The 19,128-nt window shown below is 62.8% G+C and carries 17 protein-coding genes and 1 tRNA gene; 6 read left to right on the top strand and 12 right to left on the bottom strand.

Going from position 1 to position 19,128, the window contains the following annotated elements:
- Positions 1-8 precede the first annotated feature (8 nt).
- The 3 genes from AC0X69_RS07660 to AC0X69_RS07650 all read left to right on the top strand — a co-directional run bounded on the left by AC0X69_RS07660 (position 9) and on the right by AC0X69_RS07650 (position 3,560).
- On the top strand, positions 9-2,486 hold the full coding sequence (locus tag AC0X69_RS07660; RefSeq protein ID WP_482612875.1) for a S8 family peptidase: 2,478 nt from the start codon (positions 9-11) through the stop codon (positions 2,484-2,486).
- A 239-nt stretch (positions 2,487-2,725) separates the two neighbouring features.
- Positions 2,726-3,034, top strand: coding sequence for a hypothetical protein (locus AC0X69_RS07655; protein WP_482612874.1), 309 nt, complete (start codon positions 2,726-2,728; stop codon positions 3,032-3,034).
- Between the two features lie 187 nt (positions 3,035-3,221).
- Positions 3,222-3,560, top strand: coding sequence for a Rieske 2Fe-2S domain-containing protein (locus AC0X69_RS07650; RefSeq protein WP_482612873.1), 339 nt, complete (start codon positions 3,222-3,224; stop codon positions 3,558-3,560).
- A gap of 40 nt (positions 3,561-3,600) precedes the next feature.
- Here AC0X69_RS07650 and AC0X69_RS07645 read toward each other — a convergent pair whose 3' ends face one another.
- From AC0X69_RS07645 to AC0X69_RS07635, 3 genes are all read right to left on the bottom strand, one after another.
- Positions 3,601-5,013 carry an amino acid permease gene (locus AC0X69_RS07645; protein ID WP_482612872.1) on the bottom strand — a complete coding sequence of 471 codons (1,413 nt, stop codon included), beginning with the start codon at positions 5,011-5,013 and terminating at the stop codon, positions 3,601-3,603.
- 141 nt (positions 5,014-5,154) lie between these two features.
- On the bottom strand, positions 5,155-5,493 hold the full coding sequence (gene smbP, locus AC0X69_RS07640; RefSeq protein WP_482612871.1) for a small metal-binding protein SmbP: 339 nt from the start codon (positions 5,491-5,493) through the stop codon (positions 5,155-5,157).
- 118 nt (positions 5,494-5,611) lie between these two features.
- Positions 5,612-6,013, bottom strand: coding sequence for a DUF3775 domain-containing protein (locus tag AC0X69_RS07635; protein WP_482612870.1), 402 nt, complete (start codon positions 6,011-6,013; stop codon positions 5,612-5,614).
- 125 nt (positions 6,014-6,138) lie between these two features.
- Between AC0X69_RS07635 and ald the strand changes: the two genes are divergently transcribed.
- Together ald and phaC are read left to right on the top strand one after the other, a co-directional pair.
- The gene (ald, locus tag AC0X69_RS07630; RefSeq protein WP_482612869.1) at positions 6,139-7,269 is read left to right on the top strand and encodes an alanine dehydrogenase; all 1,131 of its coding nucleotides are present in this window, start codon (positions 6,139-6,141) and stop codon (positions 7,267-7,269) included.
- A 241-nt stretch (positions 7,270-7,510) separates the two neighbouring features.
- Positions 7,511-9,538 (top strand): class I poly(R)-hydroxyalkanoic acid synthase, encoded by a 2,028-nt coding sequence (phaC, locus tag AC0X69_RS07625; RefSeq protein ID WP_482612868.1) that lies wholly within the window; start codon positions 7,511-7,513, stop codon positions 9,536-9,538.
- A gap of 79 nt (positions 9,539-9,617) precedes the next feature.
- Here the strand turns inward: phaC and AC0X69_RS07620 are convergent, their stop codons facing one another.
- The 9 genes from AC0X69_RS07620 to rdgB form a co-directional block, all read right to left on the bottom strand.
- Positions 9,618-10,712 (bottom strand): HupE/UreJ family protein, encoded by a 1,095-nt coding sequence (locus AC0X69_RS07620; RefSeq protein ID WP_482612867.1) that lies wholly within the window; start codon positions 10,710-10,712, stop codon positions 9,618-9,620.
- A 192-nt stretch (positions 10,713-10,904) separates the two neighbouring features.
- Entirely contained in the window at positions 10,905-11,534 is a 630-nt protein-coding gene (locus AC0X69_RS07615) for a DUF3618 domain-containing protein (protein WP_482612866.1), read from the bottom strand.
- Complete coding sequence (locus tag AC0X69_RS07610; RefSeq protein WP_482612865.1) at positions 11,509-11,925, bottom strand: phage holin family protein; 417 nt, start codon at positions 11,923-11,925, stop codon at positions 11,509-11,511. Before AC0X69_RS07610 ends, AC0X69_RS07615 begins: the two co-directional genes overlap by 26 nt.
- Before the next feature lie 1,009 nt (positions 11,926-12,934).
- Complete coding sequence (locus AC0X69_RS07605) at positions 12,935-13,468, bottom strand: hypothetical protein (RefSeq protein ID WP_482612864.1); 534 nt, start codon at positions 13,466-13,468, stop codon at positions 12,935-12,937.
- A gap of 469 nt (positions 13,469-13,937) precedes the next feature.
- On the bottom strand, positions 13,938-14,075 hold the full coding sequence (locus AC0X69_RS07600; RefSeq protein ID WP_482612863.1) for a hypothetical protein: 138 nt from the start codon (positions 14,073-14,075) through the stop codon (positions 13,938-13,940).
- A gap of 197 nt (positions 14,076-14,272) precedes the next feature.
- Positions 14,273-14,357, bottom strand: a tRNA-Tyr gene (locus AC0X69_RS07595).
- A gap of 178 nt (positions 14,358-14,535) precedes the next feature.
- Complete coding sequence (locus AC0X69_RS07590; protein WP_482612862.1) at positions 14,536-14,955, bottom strand: DUF779 domain-containing protein; 420 nt, start codon at positions 14,953-14,955, stop codon at positions 14,536-14,538.
- A 129-nt stretch (positions 14,956-15,084) separates the two neighbouring features.
- Positions 15,085-16,602, bottom strand: a complete 1,518-nt coding sequence (gene adh, locus AC0X69_RS07585; RefSeq protein WP_482612861.1) for an aldehyde dehydrogenase — start codon at positions 16,600-16,602, stop codon at positions 15,085-15,087.
- A 105-nt stretch (positions 16,603-16,707) separates the two neighbouring features.
- Positions 16,708-17,337, bottom strand: a complete 630-nt coding sequence (rdgB, locus tag AC0X69_RS07580) for an RdgB/HAM1 family non-canonical purine NTP pyrophosphatase (protein WP_482612859.1) — start codon at positions 17,335-17,337, stop codon at positions 16,708-16,710.
- A gap of 280 nt (positions 17,338-17,617) precedes the next feature.
- Here rdgB and AC0X69_RS07575 point away from each other — a divergent pair, with 280 nt between their 5' ends.
- Positions 17,618-19,117 (top strand): sigma-54-dependent transcriptional regulator, encoded by a 1,500-nt coding sequence (locus AC0X69_RS07575; RefSeq protein WP_482612857.1) that lies wholly within the window; start codon positions 17,618-17,620, stop codon positions 19,115-19,117.
- The last annotated feature ends 11 nt before the right edge of the window (positions 19,118-19,128 follow it).

Genomic DNA, 19,128 nt, shown 5'->3' with positions numbered 1-19,128 from the left:
GGAGCAGCATGGCTCAGCACCCGCATTTAATCGTTCCAACGAATATTGAGCCGACCCGATTTACCAGCCCAAATTCGGCGCCGCACGAGCCTATGAGCCTGCCAGCGCGAAACCGATCGCAGCACGCGGCGGATTTGCTCGCTAAAATTGAAGCAGCGAAACCGATCGCTGACCAACGTGTCGAAGAACAGAAGGCATTCGGACTCGATGCGGGCTTTGGCATTTATCTTGAGTTCGAAAGCGAGCCCAACTTCCCGCTCAAATTCGAGAGTCTTGATCTCACACCGAGTGGCATCGAACTTTGTGCCGTCAAGACGACACCGCAAAACCGTACCCAGGCAACGGTCTTTGTACCCGACGGTAAGCTCGACTTATTTCTACGTCGAATTGCCGACTATAGGGATAGGGAAACGACGCCGCGCGCTGAAACAGGCGTATCGCGGCCAAAAAATCAAGATTTGGTTGAAAGCATCAGCGACATAAAGATTGCAGCTCTGGAAGCTCTTTGGACGGAAGAATCCCTTCCTTTTCCCGATCCCGACACAGAACTCACTTGGGAACTTTGGTTAAGGCGCGCGAACCCAATCGATCATCTATCTCGCTTGAGGCAGTTTGCGCCGCAATTCCAACTGTTGGTCAAAGACCAGGTGATCAACTTCGTCGATCGGACGGTGGTTCTTGTTCAGGGGACAGCTGCGAATCTGGCGCGTTCCATCGACATTCTTGGGATGATTGCCGAAATCAGGTTGCCGAAAGAGACGGCGGCAATCTTTTCCGAGATGACGGTCAGTGAACAACAGCAATGGATAGACGAATTGCTGTCGCGAACAACCGTAAGTTCGTCCGTCTCACCTTACATCTGTCTCTTCGACACCGGACTCAATGCCGGTCACCCGCTTCTTTCTCCTATTGCCGATCCCCACGACCTGCATACCTATCGGCCAGCTTGGGGCGTGGATGATCGTGAAGGTCATGGAACGCCGATGGCAGGACTTGCTGCCTATGGCGATCTAACCGAGGCGCTGTCTTCGTCGGCTAACCTGGAAATAAGCCATCGGCTCGAATCCGTAAAAATTGTCAACCGCGCCAACCCCCACGATCCCGAACTTTATGGCGCCGTCACGCAAGAGAGTGCTTACCGCGTCGAAGTTACCGCAGATCGCAAACGTGTCTTCTGCATGGCCGTTACCGCTCAAGATGGAAGGGACCAAGGCCGCCCTTCGTCCTGGTCTGCGGCCATTGATGCACTTGCCGCTGGCGTCGATGACGGACAGCGCCGGTTGATGCTGGTTTCGGCGGGCAACACCGATCCATCGCAGCGTCACCTTTATGCCAACTCAAACCTGACCGACGGCATTCATGATCCCGCACAGGCATGGAATGCGCTAACCGTCGGCGGTTGCACCGATAAATTCTCAATCGACAGCACAAAGTGGCCTGACTGGAATCCCCTTGCTCAGCCAGGCGATCTTTCACCCTGTAGTTGCACCTCTATGACTTGGGGTAAATGGGCCATCAAGCCGGACATCGTGATGGAAGCGGGTAACATGGGGACGAACCCCGCCATAGCCGAACCGGATTATCTCGATGATCTTCAGCTTTTAAGCACGTCGCACAGCATGATCGGGCGCGGGGCGCTTACTACATTCGGCGATACAAGCGCAGCAACTGCACTCGCGGCGCGGTTGGCTGCGATGCTCTGGTCAAAATACCCAAGCCTCGCTCCCGAGACCGTTCGAGCCTTACTCGTCCATTCCGCCGAATGGTCACAAGCAATGAAGGCGCGGTTCACCGATGCACGGGGTCAACTCGATTATCGCGGACTGCTACGGTGTTTCGGCCACGGAACGCCAAATATGCGTCGTCTTCTATTGAGCCTTGATAATTCGCTGACGCTCATTGCCGAGAGCGAAATTCAGCCCTTCTACAAGGACGACGGAAAGGTGAAGACGCGCGACATGAACTTGCACGCCCTACCATGGCCTCGCGAAGCGCTTGAAGCGCTACAAAATATCGAGGTTTTAATGCGCGTGACCTTGTCGTACTTCATAGAACCAAGTCCAGGATCCCGAGGCTGGACTCAACGTTACGGCTACCAGTCTCACGGACTTCGCTTTGCCGTACGCAAGCCGCTTGAAACAGACACAATGTTTCAGCAGCGCATCAACAAATTTGCCCGAGATGATGACTACCAAGGACCATCGATTCCCGATCCCGGGTGGGATTTTGGTCGACGCCACTCACTAGCCTCTCTGGGCTCCATCCACTCCGATACATGGCGGGGCACGGCAATCGACTTAGCCGCGCGTGGGCATATAGCGGTGTACCCCACGATGGGGTGGTGGAACAAAAGGCCACATCTTGGAGCCTGGGAAAAAATCGCGCGATACTCGTTAATCGTATCGCTTGAAAGTCCTGATGTTCAGGCGGACCTTTATACGCCCGTTGCCAACAAGATCGGCATCCCAATCGTCATAGAAACGTGATCGGGCGCGTTTCTTGCGCCCGTGCAACTGCAGTCCGGACCGCGAACGCGCAGGCGGTGCAGCGAAAGTTGTCCGTAGGGCCGCAAGGCCTGTGCCGGTTCGATTCCGGCCGCCCGCACCAATTCTCCCACTGGTCTCAACGTGTTGTGCTCCCGTGGCTCTGCCCCGGCCGCTTCGGCTGTCTATTTCGTCGATGAAAGCGCGTTCTTCGCGCTGAGACCAGACGACCGGAGAGCCGTATGTCCACATTCAAGGTTGAGAATAAGTTCAGAGGCCTGATCGTTCTCGCATTCGTCGCCTCGGTTTCGGGGCTGACCCTTTCCGCGACGCCTACCCCCGCCGCAGCGCAGCAGCTCGCCTTCATGCATGAGCCTTCCCACGACTGGTATGGTCATGGGCATCACCAGCGTGGCGGATGCTTTGTAACGACGTCGCCCACGAACCACACGCGCGGCATCCGGCACTGGCGTTATCCGTGCCCGCATCACCATCGCAAGCACCTCAATCCCTATCACCCGCCGCACCACCGGCTGCATCCCCACCATTAAGGCGCAGGCTCGAGCAAGGGCCCCGCGACGCTTGGTTCACACCGGCGACGCGGGGCTGCATTGCGACTCTCAGATGGGGGATGAAATCGGCGTGAGCGCGTCGGCTTGCGCAGGCTCCAGACGGGCAGGGGGCTGGTCCGCAACTTGCTAACGCTTTTCAGAAAGTGAGTTTCTGAAGGCGGTCACGATGGCGTTCACCACGATCTGCAACACGGGCGCCGTGAGCGAAGGCGGCATGGGCCTCTTTCACGCCGGCAAGAAGAGCGTGCTCCTGGTCTGGCCGACGGGCGGCGAACTCAAGGCCTATCGCGGGCGCTGTCCGCATGCCGACATGCCGCTCGCCGACGCCACCTTCAACGGGCAGACCGTCACCTGTCCGCACCACCAATGGGGGTTCGACAGCGCAAGCGGCAAATGCGTGACGCATCTCGTGCGCAATGCGCTTCACCCCTATGAGATTCGCCTGGAGGGCGACGAGATTCAGGTCGACGTCGGCCCCGTCAGGCCGGCGCGCGCGCCGGCGTAATTTGCGCGAATCCTCGTTGAACGCCCCGCTGGCGTCGGCGTTATTCTGCTTCAGCGCTTCCAGCCAGCTTGCTGCGCCGGCGCCCAAAAAGGAAATAAATCACGAGCCCGATCGCCATCCAGATCGCGAAGCGCTCCCAGGCGACCGCCGGCAGGCGCGACAGCAGCCACAGCGAGAAGCCGACGCCGACGATGGGGGTGAGAGGCACGAAAGGCGCGCGGAAACTGCGCTTCGCGTCGGGGCGGGTGCGGCGCAGCACGATGATCGCCGAGCAGATGACGACGAAGGCGGAGAGCGTGCCGATATTCACCAGCTCCGCGACTTCCTTGATCGGGTAGAGCGCGGCGACGAGCGCGGTCAGCGCCCCGGCGATCAGCGTCGGCCGATAGGGCGTGTGAAAGCGCGGATGCACTTCGGCGAACCAGCCGGGCAGCAGGCCGTCGCGGCTCATCGCGAACCAGATGCGCGCGCAGGCGAGCAGGAAGGCGAGCATCACGCTGATGATGCCGGCCACCGCGGCAAGCGAGACGACGAAGGCGACCCAGGGCAGGCCGATCGACGCGAAGGCGGTCGCGACCGGCGCCGGATTGTCGAGCGTGTCATAGCGCACGACGCCGGTGAGCACGAGCGACATCGCGATGTAGAGCGTCAGCGCCACGACGAGCGACAGAAGCACGGCGCGCGGCACGTCGCGCTGCGGCGCGCGGGCTTCTTCGGCGGCGGTGGTCAGCGTGTCGTAGCCGAAGACCGCGAAGAAGACGACCGCCGCGCCCTGCGCCACGCCGGAGAAACCATAGGGCATGAAGGGCGACCAGTTCTCGATGCGCACATAGGGAACGCCCGCAACGATCACGAGCGCCGCCGCGGCGATCTTGACGACGACCATCGCCGTATTGAAGCGCGCGCCGAGTTCGATGCGCAGCATCAGCAGGCCGGCGACGCCGAGCGCGCCGAGCGCCGCGAAGAGATCGACGATGCGGCCGGGGCCGGTTCCCGACGCGCCGCTCGCCCACTCCGGCAGAGCGAGGCCGAATTGACCGAGCAAAGCCTGCAAATAGGCCGACCAGCCGATCGCCACGACGGCGACGACGAGCGCATATTCCAAGAGAAGATCCCAGCCGATAATCCAGGCGGCGAGTTCGCCCAGCACCGCATAGGCATATGTGTAGGCGCTGCCGGCGACGGGGATCATGCCGGCGAATTCGGCGTAGGAGAGCGCGGCGGCGGCGCTGGCGACGCCGGCGATCAGGAATGACAGGGAGACGCCTGGCCCGGCCTGGGTCGCAGCGACGACGCCGGTGAGCACGAAGATGCCGACGCCGATCAGGCCCCCGAGGCCGATCCCCGTGAGCTGCCACACGCCCAGCACGCGGCGGAACCCGCCCGGCCGGTCGGCTTCGGCTTGCAGCGATTCGATCGATTTTGCGCGCAGCAGCGAGGAGGGAAACTTCATCCATAGGCCCATGGGCGGGCGTGTCCGCCACGACGTCCATAGGCGATCCGGCCGGCGCTGTCATGGCGCGCCAGAGGGACGCAGAAATGAAAAGAGCGGTCTCATGAAGACCGCTCTCTCGTTTCGTCGAAGCGACGCGGACTATTTTTTCGCGGCTTCGAGATGAGTCAGCGCCTCTTCGGCGTGCTTGGCCCCGACGTCGGCGTGATTCTGCTTGCCGTGGTCGATGGCCATTTCGAGATGCGACACGCCTTGTTTGGTGTGCTCGTTCGGCTTCTCGGCCTGAGCCGCCTTGGCGTGTTTCAGCGCTTCTTCCGCATGCATGGTCAGCGCGTCCGCCTTTCCTGCCTTGCCTTCGCTGATCGCCTGCTTGGTGTGGGTGATCGCCTCGCCCAGATGGTCTTCCGCGTAGGCCAGTCGTGGCGCGAAGAAGGCTGCGATGGATAGAGCCAGCGCGGTTGCGAAGATTCTGCGATTCATGGGCGTCTCCTCAATGCTTCGCCGCATGACGATAAATATGGTCGCCTTCGCTCAAGTATCGAGGGTCTATATCCTTCTTGCCAACGCCAGACGCCGCAGCTTCCGCTTCGCGGCGACATCACTGGCGGTCGGCGGCGAAAAGCTCGCAGCTCTCCCCAAACTCGGCCAGCCCGCCTTCAAGGAAGGAGGCGAGAAGCGGGACGCCGAGCAGATAAGCCGATGTGGAGCCCTCGTGCCGGGCTCGCGCTTGCGTGACAGCCTCGTTCCATTCGCTCGCGGCGAAATCGCCGCGGCCCACCCACATCAACGCAACCAGTTCGACCTGCTCGTCGATGTCCATCGACTCGATGAAGGAGGACACCTCATCGCGCGTGGTGGAGAACGCGTCCTCCGTCAAGACGCTGACGAAACCGTCGTCAGTGGCGTTTGAGGCGTCCGCCTCGACGCCCTCATCTTCGCTTTCGAGTTCGCGAGCCTTGACGACAACGAAACAGACTTTGTCCGTGTTGATGGTTGGCATCTTGTGGCGCTCCCGTTCGTAAAACCGCTTGACCTTCGCCCTTGTCGCTGAAGGCGACCCTTTGCATATATTCCTCCAAGGCGAGATTTTTACCCAAGTCGACGCCGTCTTTTCTGGAGCAGGACATGCGTGTCGGCGCGCCGAGGGAAACGAAGGACAATGAATATCGCGTTGGGCTGACGCCCTCATCGGTCGCCGAACTCGCGCATGCGGGACATGACGTCTTCATCGAGCGGGGCGCAGGCGAAGGCGCGGATCTCTCCGATTCGGATTATTCAGCGGCGGGAGCGACGCTCGTGGACGGTCCCGAGGCGCTCTTCGCCCGGGCGCAACTCATCGTGAAGGTGAAGGAGCCACAATCGCGGGAGATCGCCTATCTGCGCCCCGACCACGTGCTCTTCACCTATTTCCACCTCGCCGCCGACGCCGAGCTCACGCGCGAACTCATGGCGAGCGGCGCCCATTGCATCGCCTATGAAACAGTGACGGCGCCCGGCGGGGGACTGCCCCTGCTCGCGCCGATGTCGGAAATCGCTGGGCGTCTCGCGACGCAGGTCGGCGCGCATTTCCTCGAGAAGCAGGCGGGCGGCCGCGGCGTTCTGCTGGCGGGCGCGCCGGGCGTGCCGCCCGCGGAAGTCCTCGTTCTCGGCGCGGGCAGCGTCGGCGTGCAGGCGACGGCGATCGCGCTCGGGATGGGCGCGAGCGTGCTTGTCGCCGACCGCAACCCTGAGGCGCTTCGGCGTCTCGAGACGCGCTTCGGTTTCGCGGCGCGCACCATTTATTCGACGCGCGCCGCGATCGCCGAGTCGGTGAAGCGCGCCGACCTCGTCATATGCGCGGCGCTGGCGCCGGGAGCCAAGGCGCCGATCCTGATCACGCGGGACATGCTGTCGACCATGAAGCGGGGCGCCGTGATCGTCGATGTCGCGATCGATCAGGGCGGATGCTGCGAGACGTCGAGACCGACGAGCCATTCCGATCCGACCTATGTGGTCGACGGGGTGGTGCATTACTGCGTCACCAACATGCCGGGCATCACGCCGCGCACGTCGACTTTCGCACTCAATAACGCCACCTTGCCGTTTGTCCTGGCCCTCGCCAACAAGGGCTGGCGTCGCGCAGTCGAGGAGGATCCGCATCTTCGGGCCGGGCTGGAGATTTCTGGCGGACGCATTCTGTCGCCGCCGGTCGCCGCCGTCCACGGTCTGCCGCTGTCGTCGAACCATAATGTGCTGGACAGCGCCGGCGCCGCATAGAGCCGTCGTACTGCGAGCTTTGGACCATGCGACCTTTTGCCGAATCGACGCAGGCGGCCGCTCCGACCCGCGCCGGATGCGCGATATTGCATTGTAATAATTCGAGCTTATGTCGGCGGGGCGCCTCTTCTCGCGCGAGGCCGGTAGAGCTTTTCTCGTTAACGCGCAATTGTTAGACCAGAGCGACGCGGCGGTTGTGGAGCGGCGCGCCCCCATTATTCAAAACAGACAGGTTTAGGGCATGAGCGCGAATCAGGACCAAGACCCCGCCGCCAGCCGGAAACGAGGGGTCACGGCGGAAAAGGTCTCCGCGCTCGGCAAGTCCGAAACGCCGGCGAAGCCGGCCCGCAAGGCCAAGAAAAAGGCTGCGGCGAAAAAGCCTTCCGCGCCCGGCGCCGCCAAACAAAAGGCGGCCCCCAGCGCTCCCAAACAAACGGTCGCGCCCGCATTGACCAAGGCGGCAGGCGCGCCCGCGCCGCTTCCCAATCTGGAGAAATTCGCCCGGCTCGATGTCGAAGCGCTCGCCGACAACATGGCGCAGCTCGTCGACCAGGGGCGTAAGGCGCTGGCCGCGGCGATTGGCGGCGTCAATCCGGACGAGGCGCGCAGCGAACTCGCCGCGAATGTCGCTGACGCGACCAAGACGCTTGGCGCCGTCGCCGAATATTGGCTGTCGAAACCCGAGCGCGCCGCGGCCGCGCAGGCGGATCTTTACAGCGGATTGAGCGAGATCTGGCGTCAGACGCTGCGCCGCTATGGCGGCGAGGACGTTGCCCCGATCGTTCCCTCGGATCTCGGCGACAAGCGGTTCGCCGGGCCCGAATGGAACGAGCATCCCTTCTTCGACTGGCTGCGGCAGTCCTATCTGCTCGCGTCGCGCTGGGCCGGCGACATGGTCGAGAGAGCCGAAGGGCTCGATCCGCAGACAAAGGCCAGGGCCGCCTTTTACACGCGGCTGATCTCGAGCGCAGTCTCGCCATCGAATTTCGTGCCGACCAATCCCGAACTGTTGCGTGCGACGATCGACGCAAAGGGCGAAAATCTGGTCCGCGGCCTGAAAATGCTCGCGGAAGACATCTCCGCCGGCGGCGGCGTGCTGAAGATCCGGCAGAGCGCCGACCGCAAATTCGAACTCGGCGTCGATCTGGCGAATACGCCCGGCAAGGTGGTCTGGCGCAACGATGTGATGGAGCTCATTCAATATGAGCCGACGACGGCGGAGGTCTATGCGCGGCCGCTGCTGCTCACGCCGCCCTGGATCAACAAGTTCTATGTGCTCGATCTCAACGCCGAAAAAAGCTTCGTGCGCTGGGCCGTCGAGCAGGGTTTCACCGTCTTCATCATCTCCTGGATCAATCCCGACGAGACCAAGGCCGAGAAGGGTTTCGAGGCCTACATGCACGAAGGCGTGCTGACCGCGCTCGACGTGATCGAAAAGGCGACGGGCGAACGCAAGGTGGCGGCGGCGGGCTATTGCGTCGGCGGCACGCTGCTCGCGCTGACGCTCGCCTATATGGCCGCGACCGGCGACGATCGCATCGACAGCGTCACCTTCTTTGCGACGCAGGTCGATTTTTCGGACGCCGGCGATCTGCAGATCTTCGTTGACGAGGCGCGGCTCGCGGCGCTCGATGAAAGCATGGCGCGCACCGGCTATCTCGAAGGCTACAAGATGGCGAACGCCTTCAACATGCTTCGGCCAAACGAACTCATCTGGAATTACGTCGTCAATAATTACATGAAGGGAGTCGAGCCAGCGGCTTTCGATCTCCTGTATTGGAATTCCGACTCGACGCGCATCCCGCGCGCCAATCATTCCTTCTACCTGCGCAGCTGCTATCTCGAAAATCGCCTCGCGCGCGGCGAGATGGTCATCGACGGCGTGCGACTGAACCTGCGTCAGGTCAAAATTCCGGTCTTTGAGATCGCGACCAAGGAAGATCATATCGCGCCGGCGCCGTCCGTATTTCGCGGCGCAAAGTTCTTCGGCGGCGACGTGACCTTCGTGCTGGGCGGCTCGGGCCACATCGCCGGGATCATCAACCCGCCCTCCAAGGACAAATATCAGTATTGGACGGGCGGGCCGGCGAAGGGCGCTTTCGAGGACTGGATGAAGAAGGCGAAGGAGACGAAGGGCTCCTGGTGGCCGCACTGGCTTGCCTGGATGACGGCGCAGGCGCCGAAAAAAGTCCCCGCGCGGCAGCCCGGCGGCGGCAAGCTCAAGATCGTCTGCGACGCTCCCGGCGAATATGTGCGGGTGAGGGGCTAGGCGCGGGCGGCGCCCCAGCCGGGCGTCGCCGTTTTCGATTCACGAGGTGTCGCCGCAAGCCGGGGACAAACCGATCAGATCACCCTGGAAGAACCCCGATCCGCTCCAGGAACCAGTAGACGCCCGCAATCGCGATCAGCGCCGAGACCACATAGACGAGCTTCTCGCTGCGCCTGCCGCCCGTCTGCCTGTCGATCAGGAACAGGATCGGCATCACCGCGAAGACGATGGCGATCTGACCCAGTTCGACGCCGATGTTGAACGCCGCGAGCGCGGGCACGACCCCGCCCTGCGGGACGCCCATCTCCGTCAGCGCCGAGGCGAAGCCGAAACCATGGATGAAGCCGAACAGGAAAGTATTGCGCCACCGGTTGTCGACGTCGCGCGAGAAATAATTCTCCACGGCGACGAAAACGATCGAGGCGGCGATCAGCGCTTCGACCAATGTCGAGGGCAGGGTGAAGATGTTGAGCGCCGCCAGCGACAGCGTGATCGAATGCGAAATGGTGAAGGCGGTGACGATCTTGACGACCGGCCAGATGCGCGTCGCCCAGAGGATGAGGGCGAACAGGAAGCACAGATGATCGTAGCCGGTGACGATGTGCTCGACGCCGGCCTTGAGGAACTTCCACATCAGCTGAGCGGTCGTTTCCATGGGCTTTGAAAGGTCGAGCGGCGGATCCTCCGGATAGAGCATGGTCTCGCCGGCGTTTTCGGTTCCCTCGAGCGTGACCAGATGCTTTCCCTTCGCGCCCTGGGCGGCGAGAAGCTTCGTCGCGTCGTAGAAGAGCGTGCCGGTCGTTCCGCCGCAATCGAAGCGAACGATGATCAGGGCGCTGTCCTGATTGGTGGGGTCCTCGCCGGATTTGACGACATTGGCGACGCAGGCGCGGCCGCTCGCATCGCGCATCGCGACGCGCTTTTCGACGAATCTGCCGATCTCCGCTTCGAGCGCGCCAGGCGCCGAGAGGTCGACGCCTGCGCGTTCGCCCATCGTCTCCTGAAACATGCGTTCGAGATCAGTGGCGAGAAAGCCGACGTCGACGGCGTAGACGCGATTGTCCTTGGGGACGATCTTGCCGGTCGAAATATCCGGCGTGTGCGCCAGAGCCGGGGCCGCGAGACCGATGCAAAACAAGATCACGGCGGCAATTATCCTGAACACCCCGGTCATACGCGCTCCCCCTGTTCGTGGCCGCGCAACATGCCAAACGAGGCTGCGGCGGACAAGACAGCGCAAGCGGCGGCGTTCAATTCACGCGCCCGCTCTATTCAGGGTCTCAGTTTGACGTCGCGGCCGAGCCGCGCCGCTCGCGTTCTACCGCGAGCAGCCGTCCTTTGATCGGCCGGCCGCTGGCGCCTCGCGTCAGGACGGGAGCCGGGCGCTCTCGCGGCCCGCCGCGCACGGCTTCCTTTCGGCGGCCATGCCGGCCATTGCCGCCGCGCGGTGGGGCCTGACGCCGGGGGCGCTTCCCTCGACGCCCTTTGCGAGGTCGTTTTCGCCCTCCTCTGTCGACCAGCGCGTTTCTCCGCGCGAGGGCCGGAGCGTCGCGAACGTCATGCTGGCGCCAACGCCGAGAAGGCCGGCCACAAGCGCGTTATCCCGGAGGAAGCCGAGAATGCCTTGGCGTGTGGCTGCGCGCCTGTCTTTCCTGGGGCGGCCGCGCAAGCCGGGGCGCCGCCGGCTGCGCCACTCGGACTCATCCTCCAGACGTAAGGCCCGCCGATCCATCTCGCGTTCGGTAGAGCCTGAAAACAAGCGCCTCGCGAGCAGTCCCGCCAGCGCCACGCCCGCCAATGCGGCGGGCAGCGGGTTCTCGCGCAGCTTTCCGCTCACGCCGCGCGCAAATCTGGCTGCGCCGGCCTCCAACCTCGCTTTCAGCCGGCCGAAAATCTTGGAAGGCGACATGCTGCCGCGGAGTTCTTCGATCGAGTCCGCAAGCTCGGCGCGAATCCTCTCGGCTTCACTCTCAAGCTGCTCGGCGCGTTGCTTCATCTCTCATCCCCATCTGTTCCTTCGCGAGGGCCATGTCGCGGTTGAGTTCGTCCAGGGTTTTCTGCGGCTTCAACTGTGAGAGTTTCATCCGCCTGCGGCCGATGACGGTGAGAAGAAATCCGACGATGAGGGCGCCGCCGCCGAACATGGCGAGCGCCCAATGTGCGGCGACGCCGGCCGCGACGGTTGCCGCGGCCCCGGCTCCAAGCAGCAGCACGAGACCCGGAATGACGAGCGTCGCGCCAATGATCATCATCCTGACGCCGCCGGAGAGCGCCTCCAGATTTTCACTCATTTCGGCGCGCGCGAGGTTCGCCTCGGTCCGCAGCAAGGTCGATGCCTGCCGTATGATGTCCGCTGCAACCTCGGGAATCGTGCGAAAATTATCCATTCCGCTTCTCCACCGGGTATCGTGCGATTAAGAGAAGATTGCGAAAAGCGCGCCGCCTGCTGTGGCGCCGCCTTCGCCTTCACCCGCGTTCTTCGGCGCGTCTTCCGTCGAACCTCTCATTCGCCGGGTTGTTCCAACCTCAAGAGCGTTCGTTTGAGGTCTTCGGCATGAAAATCTCGACCTGTCGCGCGGCCTCAGCCCGGCTCCTGGAGCGCGGACCGAACGAGTTCTCGCGAAGCCGAAATTTGAAAGAGGCTTGAACGAGGCCTGGCGCCGCAACCCCTGCACAGGAAGGTTCGCGAGAGCCGCAGCGATTTTTGGGGATGGTGGGGGAAGTAGAAGTTAACTTCCGCGTTAGAAATAGCCGCTTAGTAAAAGGTGCGCCCAAAAATGGCGCTTTGATCCAAAAAGGCTTTTTGGAGCGTTGGGCGCACCTTTCGGCCATCGCCAAACGCCGTAATTCGGAGTCGTCATTCCGACGCGCGACAGCGCAAAATTGGTCGGCGTCCTCCTCGACGCCTACCGTGCAATAGGCGTTGAGCATCTTTATTTCGTCGACGCTCGCTGCACAGACAGTACGCCCAAGCTGCTCCGAGCCAATGGCGCGGCCTGCGTAAGCGTCACGCCGGTCGGCGCTCAGTACCCGCTGCGCCGGCGGTGCCTAACACTCGCGTCTCGAAGATCATGAATTCTCCGTGCTGGCCCTGATGCAGCGGCTCGCGACCATCGACGCGAAGCGCTCGATCAGGCTGGCAGAGCTCCTTTCGATTTCGCCCTGGAGTAGACGTTAACGAACGCCGCCAGCGAGCGACTCACTCCACTGCGAAACGATCTTGCCCGGCGCACCGCTGATATGAGAATATATCCTTTGGCATTTTTTCGTCTCTTGGCTTGTTTCCTATGCTCTTTATCGGCTCAATAGATATGAGTGAAATTGAGACGACCGGCTAGAAGCAACCCGACAGATAAGCAGGGCCACGTCCTTCGGAACTCACCAGACGCGCTTGAATTATTCCGACAGCGCGACGGGCGGAGTCTCGCTGTTGACCATAACTTGTTGCTTGTCGGTTCCGCGGATGATGGTCACCACTTGCCAGGCTCGCGGCCCCTGGATCGCCAATAGGTTTTTTACGTCATAAACTATCTTATCGCCCGTGCACTCGAAGCTTAGCACAACGAGCACGCCTTCGTCGTTCGCTGGATCTTCGCCTGACTGCTCGACTTTGCTCGTGCAGGCGCGCTGACGCTCATCGCGCATTTCTATCCGACTTGCTAGAAATAGGCCGATCTCGCGCTCGAGAACACCAGGTTGCGACAGATCTACGCGGGGTTGCTCGCGACTACCGTTTCGAAACATCTGTTCGACGTCCGTCGCGGCAATCCTTACTTCGATGACGTAGCGGTTTGGGCTCACGTGGATTTCTGCGGCCGAGATATTGGCCTGAATGAACGAATCCGACGCTAGCGATCGAGAGACTAGAAATTCGAGTGCCCCCGCGGCAAGGGCCACGACGAGGCAGAAATAAGCTCGACGGCGGGTCATTGGAGAGCCAAATCCACGACTTGGCGGGTAGGAATTTTGCTGTTATTTATCTTACTTGTCTCATTTATGTCAATTCGACCGGCGGACTTTCGTGGAAGATGTCCTTTGAGCGATGAGAGGACCTCGAGATAGGGACGCTTGCAATGTGGAGCGAACAGGCGTGGGTGCTGGTTGTCGCAACCTGGATTGCGATCGTAGTCGGGGGAATCGCGTTTGCCTTCATCGAACAACGAAAGCGCACGCGAAAGTAAGCCCGAGCCTGCACGATATTTAATTGAGCTCGCGGCCCCTTAACTTCTCTGCTCGCAGCTGAGGATTTTTCGCATGGCTCGCGCTCCCATTGCCGCACCGATCGCCAACGCTCTCATCGTGTCCATCATCATCGCTGTGATTCTGGGCGGCGCGTTGGTGCTGATTCAGCAATAAGGCAGTCGCGACGAGACAGACCCGCGCGTGCGACCGGGGCCGGTCAGTTCCAGAATTTCACGCTGAAGAGGCCGAGGCTCGCCTCGCCAACGCGATCGTTTCGAACGGTGTCGTAAGGCCTGCGGATATAAGTGTCCTGCAATCCAACCCTGATGTCGTCCCAACGGCCCTGATAACCCAAGCGCAACTCGACGGCGTTTCCGGCCGGCGGGGAGGCGGATGGCGTCGCTCTACACCCCGGGCCGCGAACCGCGAGCGGCTGGCGATCGGCGCCGGCGACAAGCTCGAAACGCGAACGTCTATGGGCGCACCTTCAGGGGAATTTGGGCGCACCTTGAAAAAGGATCATTAAATACAATTAGATACGAAGTGGATTTTTGGTGGGGGAAGTAGGACTCGAACCTACGAAGGCTTAGCCAGCGGATTTACAGTCCGCCCCCTTTGCCGCTCGGGACATTCCCCCATCGTCCCGCGAGCGAGACGCGGCCGCGTGCGGCCGATGAAGCGGCATATGCGGCCCCTGCCGCTCAGTGTCAACCTTAAACTCCCCCGCCGGCTCCGAGGGGGCTCCTGGACCCGTGCGCGCGTCCAAATTGCGTCGCGATCGGCTCAAGCAGAGCGCGCGGCGCTCAGCTGGATGATCAGCTGGATGAATCGAGGGCCGGCGCAGCGGACGACAGTTGGGCCAGCTCGGCGTCCGAGAACAGTCGCGAGCGCGTCAGAAATCGCAGGCCGGTGCCGTTGTCGAGGGAAAACATACCGCCCTGGCCCGGCACCACGTCGATGACGAGCTGCGTGTGCTTCCAATAGTCGAATTGCGCCGCCCCTATGTAGAAGGGCGCCCCGCCAATCTCGCCGAGCAGCACGTCGCCGTCGCCGACCAGAAATTCCGCGCGCGGATAGCACATCGGCGCGGAGCCGTCGCAGCAGCCGCCCGACTGATGGAAGAGGAGGTCGCCATGTTCGCGGCGCAGACGCTCGACGAGATCGAGCGCCGCGGGCGTGGCGAGGACTCTCACGGGACGGTCTTCGGTCAATGCTCGGCATCCCTCGGCTGTCATTCCCGACGCGCGATGAACGCGCGATCGGGAATCCAGACTAAGTCCTACCCGCGGGTTCCCTCTGGATTCCCGGTCAGGCCTTCGGCCCGCCGGGAATGACAGTCAAAGATCCCGCTGGGAATCCCCCGGCTAAAAGAACCCGAGCTTCTTCTCGCTGTAGCTCACCAGCATGTTCTTCGTCTGCTGATAGTGATCGAGCATCATCCGGTGATTCTCACGGCCGATGCCGGACTGTTTGTAGCCGCCGAAGGCCGCATGCGCGGGATAGGCGTGATAGCAGTTCACCCAGACTCGTCCGGCCTGGATGGCGCGGCCGAACCGGTAGCATCGGTTGGCCTCGCGGCTCCAGACGCCGGCGCCGAGGCCATAGAGCGTGTCATTGGCGATGGCGAGCGCCTCCTCGTCGTCCTTGAAGGTCGTCACCGACACAACCGGACCGAAGATCTCCTCCTGGAAGACGCGCATGCGATTGTGGCCCTTAAGGACCGTCGGCTTCACGTAGAAGCCGCCGGCGAGTTCGCCCGCGAGCGAATTGCGCTCGCCGCCGGCGAGCACCTGCGCGCCCTCCTGCCTGCCGATGTCGATGTAGCTCAGGATCTTCTCGAGCTGTTCGGAGGAGGCCTGCGCGCCGATCATCGTCTCCGGGTCGAGCGGGTTGCCCTGCTTGATCTCGCCGACGCGCTTCAGGGCGCGCTCCATGAAGCGGTCGTAGATCTTCTCATGCACGAGCGCGCGGCTCGGGCAGGTGCAGACCTCGCCCTGGTTGAGCGCGAACATGACGAAGCCTTCGACTGCCTTGTCGAGATAGTCGTCGTCCTCGCGCGCGACGTCCTCGAAGAAGATGTTCGGCGACTTGCCGCCGAGCTCCAGCGTCACCGGAATGAGATTCTGGCTGGCGTATTGCATGATGAGCCGGCCGGTCGTCGTCTCGCCGGTGAAGGCGATCTTGGCGATGCGGCTCGATGAGGCGAGCGGCTTGCCGGCCTCCAGCCCGAAGCCGTTGACGATGTTGAGCACGCCCTTTGGGAAGAGTTCGCCGACAAGCTCCGCCCAGACGAGAATGCTCGCGGGCGTCTGTTCCGCCGGCTTGATGACGACGCAATTGCCCGCGGCGAGCGCGGGGGCGAGCTTCCACGCCGCCATCAGCAGCGGGAAATTCCAAGGGATGATCTGGCCGACGACGCCGAGCGGCTCATGGAAATGATAGGCGATGGTGTCGTGATCGATTTCCGAGATGCCGCCTTCCTGGGCGCGGATGGCGCCGGCGAAATAGCGGAAGTGATCGATTGCGAGCGGAACGTCGGCGGCGGTCGTCTCGCGGATCGGTTTGCCATTGTCCCAGGTCTCGGCGGCGGCGAGCAAACCGAGATTGGCCTCCATCACATCGGCGACGCGGTTGAGGATCACGGCGCGCTCCGCCGGGCTCATTCTGCCCCACGCGTCTTTGGCGGCGTGGGCGGCGTCGAGCGCCGCTTCGACGTCATCCTTGTCGGAGCGCGCGATCTCGCAGACCTTCTGGCCGGTGACCGGGGAGATGTTGTCGAAGACGCGTCCAGACTTCGCGGCCTTCCATTCGCCATTGATGAAATTGCCATACCGCGGCTTGAACGGCGGTTTGAGCGCGGCGAAAGTCTCGTGCTTGGTCATGGGGCGTTCCTCGCATTGCCGCCGGCGGCGGCGTTTTTTTGAGAGAAGGTAGTTGGAGCGCCGCGTTACGCCAAGTGCTCTGCGCCGGCGCGACCCTGAGCGCGACTAGTCGAGACACGCCCTCGCCAGCGCCTGAAAGGCGCGGGCGCGATGCGACAGCGCCTGCGAGCCGTCGCCGGGCAGGGCGTGTTTTTCGGCCGACATCATCTCGCCGAAGGTCTTGTCGAGCCCGTCAGGCCTGAAGATCGGATCATAGCCGAAGCCCTTCTCGCCCTTGGGCGGAAAGACCAGAACGCCGTCGACGCGGCCCTCGAACGCTTCGATATGGCCGTCGGGCCAGACGACGGCGAGCGCGCAGGCGAAATGCGCGCGATAGGGCGCCTCGGCGCCGCGCGTTTGAAGCTCGCGTTCGACGCGGGCGCAGGCCGCCTTGAAGTCGCGGTCCTCGCCCGCCCAGCGCGCCGAATAGACGCCGGGCGCGCCGTCGAGCGCGTCGACGCAAAGACCGGAGTCGTCCGCGAAGGCGGGAAACCCCGAGGCCATGGCGGCGGCGCGGGCCTTCAGGAGCGCATTGCCGGCGAAGGTTTCCTCGGTCTCCTCAGGCTCCTCGAGGCCGAGTTCGCCCACAGAGACCGCCTCGACGCCATGCGGCTCCAGCAACTGCCTGAGCTCCCAGAGCTTTCCAGGGTTATGCGTCGCGATGACGAGCTTGCCGGCAATTTTACGCGAACCCATCTGACCTTCCTCCGCTGCGCCCCTTTTTACGCGGGGCGGGCGTCGCCATAGCGCAGAATTCTTCACAACTTGGCGCGATTCGTCCCCAGATCGCCGGAATGGCGCCTTTCGGCCTTGGACGGCGGGACGGAAGGCGCTACAAAGTTACATCTTGGCGCGGTTAACCCCGCCTTTACTATGCTTGGCAACGATTGAGGAGCCGCCAAGACGGCTCCGGGAGGCGCCAAGCCCGAGGCGGCGACGTTGGCCGCCCATTTGATCCCGGAATGCAAGGGACGAAATGACAACGATCCTCATTGCCGACGACGATCCGGTTCAGCGTCGTCTCCTGGAAGCTATGACGCGGCGTTTTGGTTATGAGGCCGAGACCGTCGAAAGCGGCGAACAGGCGATCGCCCGACTGACGCAGCCGGGCGCCAAGCCCATCGCGCTGTTGATTCTGGATCTGGTCATGCCCGACCTCGACGGCATGGGCGTGCTCACCCGCATGCGCGACATGAAGCTCGCGACGCCGGTGATCGTGCAGACCGCCCATGGATCGATCGAGACGGTCATCTCGGCGATGCGCGCCGGCGCCCATGACTTCGTCGTGAAGCCGGTCGGCGCCGAGCGCCTGCAGATTTCCATCAAGAATGCGCTCTCCGCCGACGCGCTCGCCGACGAAGTGCGCCGCATCAACCGTCGGGCGCAAGGCGCGCTGAACTTCAAAGACCTCGTCTCGCGCAGCGACGACATGGCGCGCGTCATCAGACTGGGACAGCGCGCGGCGCATTCCTCCATTCCGGTGCTGCTCGAAGGCGAGTCGGGCGTCGGCAAGGAGATCGTGGCGCGCGCCATCCAGGGCGCGTCGGATCGCAAGGGCAAGCCCTTCGTCACCGTTAACTGCGGTGCGCTGCCGGCCAATCTCGTCGAATCGATTCTCTTTGGCCACGAGAAGGGCGCTTTCACCGGCGCTACGGAGAAGCACACCGGCAAATTCCTCGAAGCCAACGGGGGCACGCTGTTCCTCGACGAGATCGGCGAATTGCCGCTCGACATCCAGGTGAAGCTGCTGCGCGCGCTGCAGGAGGGCGAAATCGATCCCGTCGGCGCGAAGCGCCCGATCCGCGTCGATATACGATTGATCTCGGCGACCAATCAAAACCTCATCGACCTCGTCAAGCGCGGACTGTTTCGCGAGGACCTTTTCTATCGGCTCAACGTCTTCCCGATCAACATTCCGCCGCTGCGCGGGCGCCGCGAGGACGTGCCCGATCTCGCCAGGCGCTTCGCGGCGCGCTTCGCCGCGGAGGAAGGCCGCAACATTCGCGGCTTGACGCCGGAGGCGCTGTCGCTGCTGACAAGCTATGACTGGCCGGGCAACGTTCGCCAGTTGGAGAACGCCGTGTTTCGCGCCGTGGTGCTCGCCGACGGCGACGAACTGACGGTGGCCGAATTTCCGCAGATCGCCGCCCATGTCGAAGGCTATGAAGTGCGTGTGCCGCCTGCGCCCGCGCCGGGCGCCGCCGGAGCCGCGCCGCGCGATCGCGAGATCGTGCGGGTTGAAATCCGCGATCCCAATGTGATGCCGCTGCTCGCGGCGAACGGCGAAATGCGCACGCTGGAAGACCTCGAGGCCGCGACGATCCGCTTCGCCCTGACGCATTACCGCGGCCAAATGTCGGAGATCGCGCGTCGGCTCGGGATCGGCCGCTCGACGCTTTATCGCAAGATGAAGGAATACGGGCTCGAGGAAGAGTCCGAGAGCGAACCTGAGCCTTCCGGAACGCTGGTCGCTTAGCGGGGAGCTAA

Source organism: Methylocystis sp. Uni0008 (assembly GCF_056838045.1).
This window is presented reverse-complemented; position numbering and strand designations above follow the sequence as displayed.

Excerpts from the sequence above, each read along its gene's own strand:
- AC0X69_RS07610 (WP_482612865.1), bottom strand. The coding sequence starts at position 11,925 with ATGGATAATTTTCGCACGATTCCCGAGGTTGCAGCGGACATCATACGG.
- adh (WP_482612861.1), bottom strand. The coding sequence starts at position 16,602 with ATGACCAAGCACGAGACTTTCGCCGCGCTCAAACCGCCGTTCAAGCCG.
- smbP (WP_482612871.1), bottom strand. The coding sequence starts at position 5,493 with ATGAATCGCAGAATCTTCGCAACCGCGCTGGCTCTATCCATCGCAGCC.
- AC0X69_RS07615 (WP_482612866.1), bottom strand. The coding sequence starts at position 11,534 with ATGAAGCAACGCGCCGAGCAGCTTGAGAGTGAAGCCGAGAGGATTCGC.
- AC0X69_RS07575 (WP_482612857.1), top strand. The coding sequence starts at position 17,618 with ATGACAACGATCCTCATTGCCGACGACGATCCGGTTCAGCGTCGTCTC.
- AC0X69_RS07650 (WP_482612873.1), top strand. The coding sequence starts at position 3,222 with ATGGCGTTCACCACGATCTGCAACACGGGCGCCGTGAGCGAAGGCGGC.
- ald (WP_482612869.1), top strand. The coding sequence starts at position 6,139 with ATGCGTGTCGGCGCGCCGAGGGAAACGAAGGACAATGAATATCGCGTT.
- AC0X69_RS07620 (WP_482612867.1), bottom strand. The coding sequence starts at position 10,712 with ATGACCGGGGTGTTCAGGATAATTGCCGCCGTGATCTTGTTTTGCATC.
- AC0X69_RS07635 (WP_482612870.1), bottom strand. The coding sequence starts at position 6,013 with ATGCCAACCATCAACACGGACAAAGTCTGTTTCGTTGTCGTCAAGGCT.
- AC0X69_RS07660 (WP_482612875.1), top strand. The coding sequence starts at position 9 with ATGGCTCAGCACCCGCATTTAATCGTTCCAACGAATATTGAGCCGACC.
- rdgB (WP_482612859.1), bottom strand. The coding sequence starts at position 17,337 with ATGGGTTCGCGTAAAATTGCCGGCAAGCTCGTCATCGCGACGCATAAC.
- AC0X69_RS07605 (WP_482612864.1), bottom strand. The coding sequence starts at position 13,468 with ATGACCCGCCGTCGAGCTTATTTCTGCCTCGTCGTGGCCCTTGCCGCG.
- AC0X69_RS07590 (WP_482612862.1), bottom strand. The coding sequence starts at position 14,955 with ATGACAGCCGAGGGATGCCGAGCATTGACCGAAGACCGTCCCGTGAGA.
- AC0X69_RS07645 (WP_482612872.1), bottom strand. The coding sequence starts at position 5,013 with ATGAAGTTTCCCTCCTCGCTGCTGCGCGCAAAATCGATCGAATCGCTG.
- AC0X69_RS07655 (WP_482612874.1), top strand. The coding sequence starts at position 2,726 with ATGTCCACATTCAAGGTTGAGAATAAGTTCAGAGGCCTGATCGTTCTC.
- phaC (WP_482612868.1), top strand. The coding sequence starts at position 7,511 with ATGAGCGCGAATCAGGACCAAGACCCCGCCGCCAGCCGGAAACGAGGG.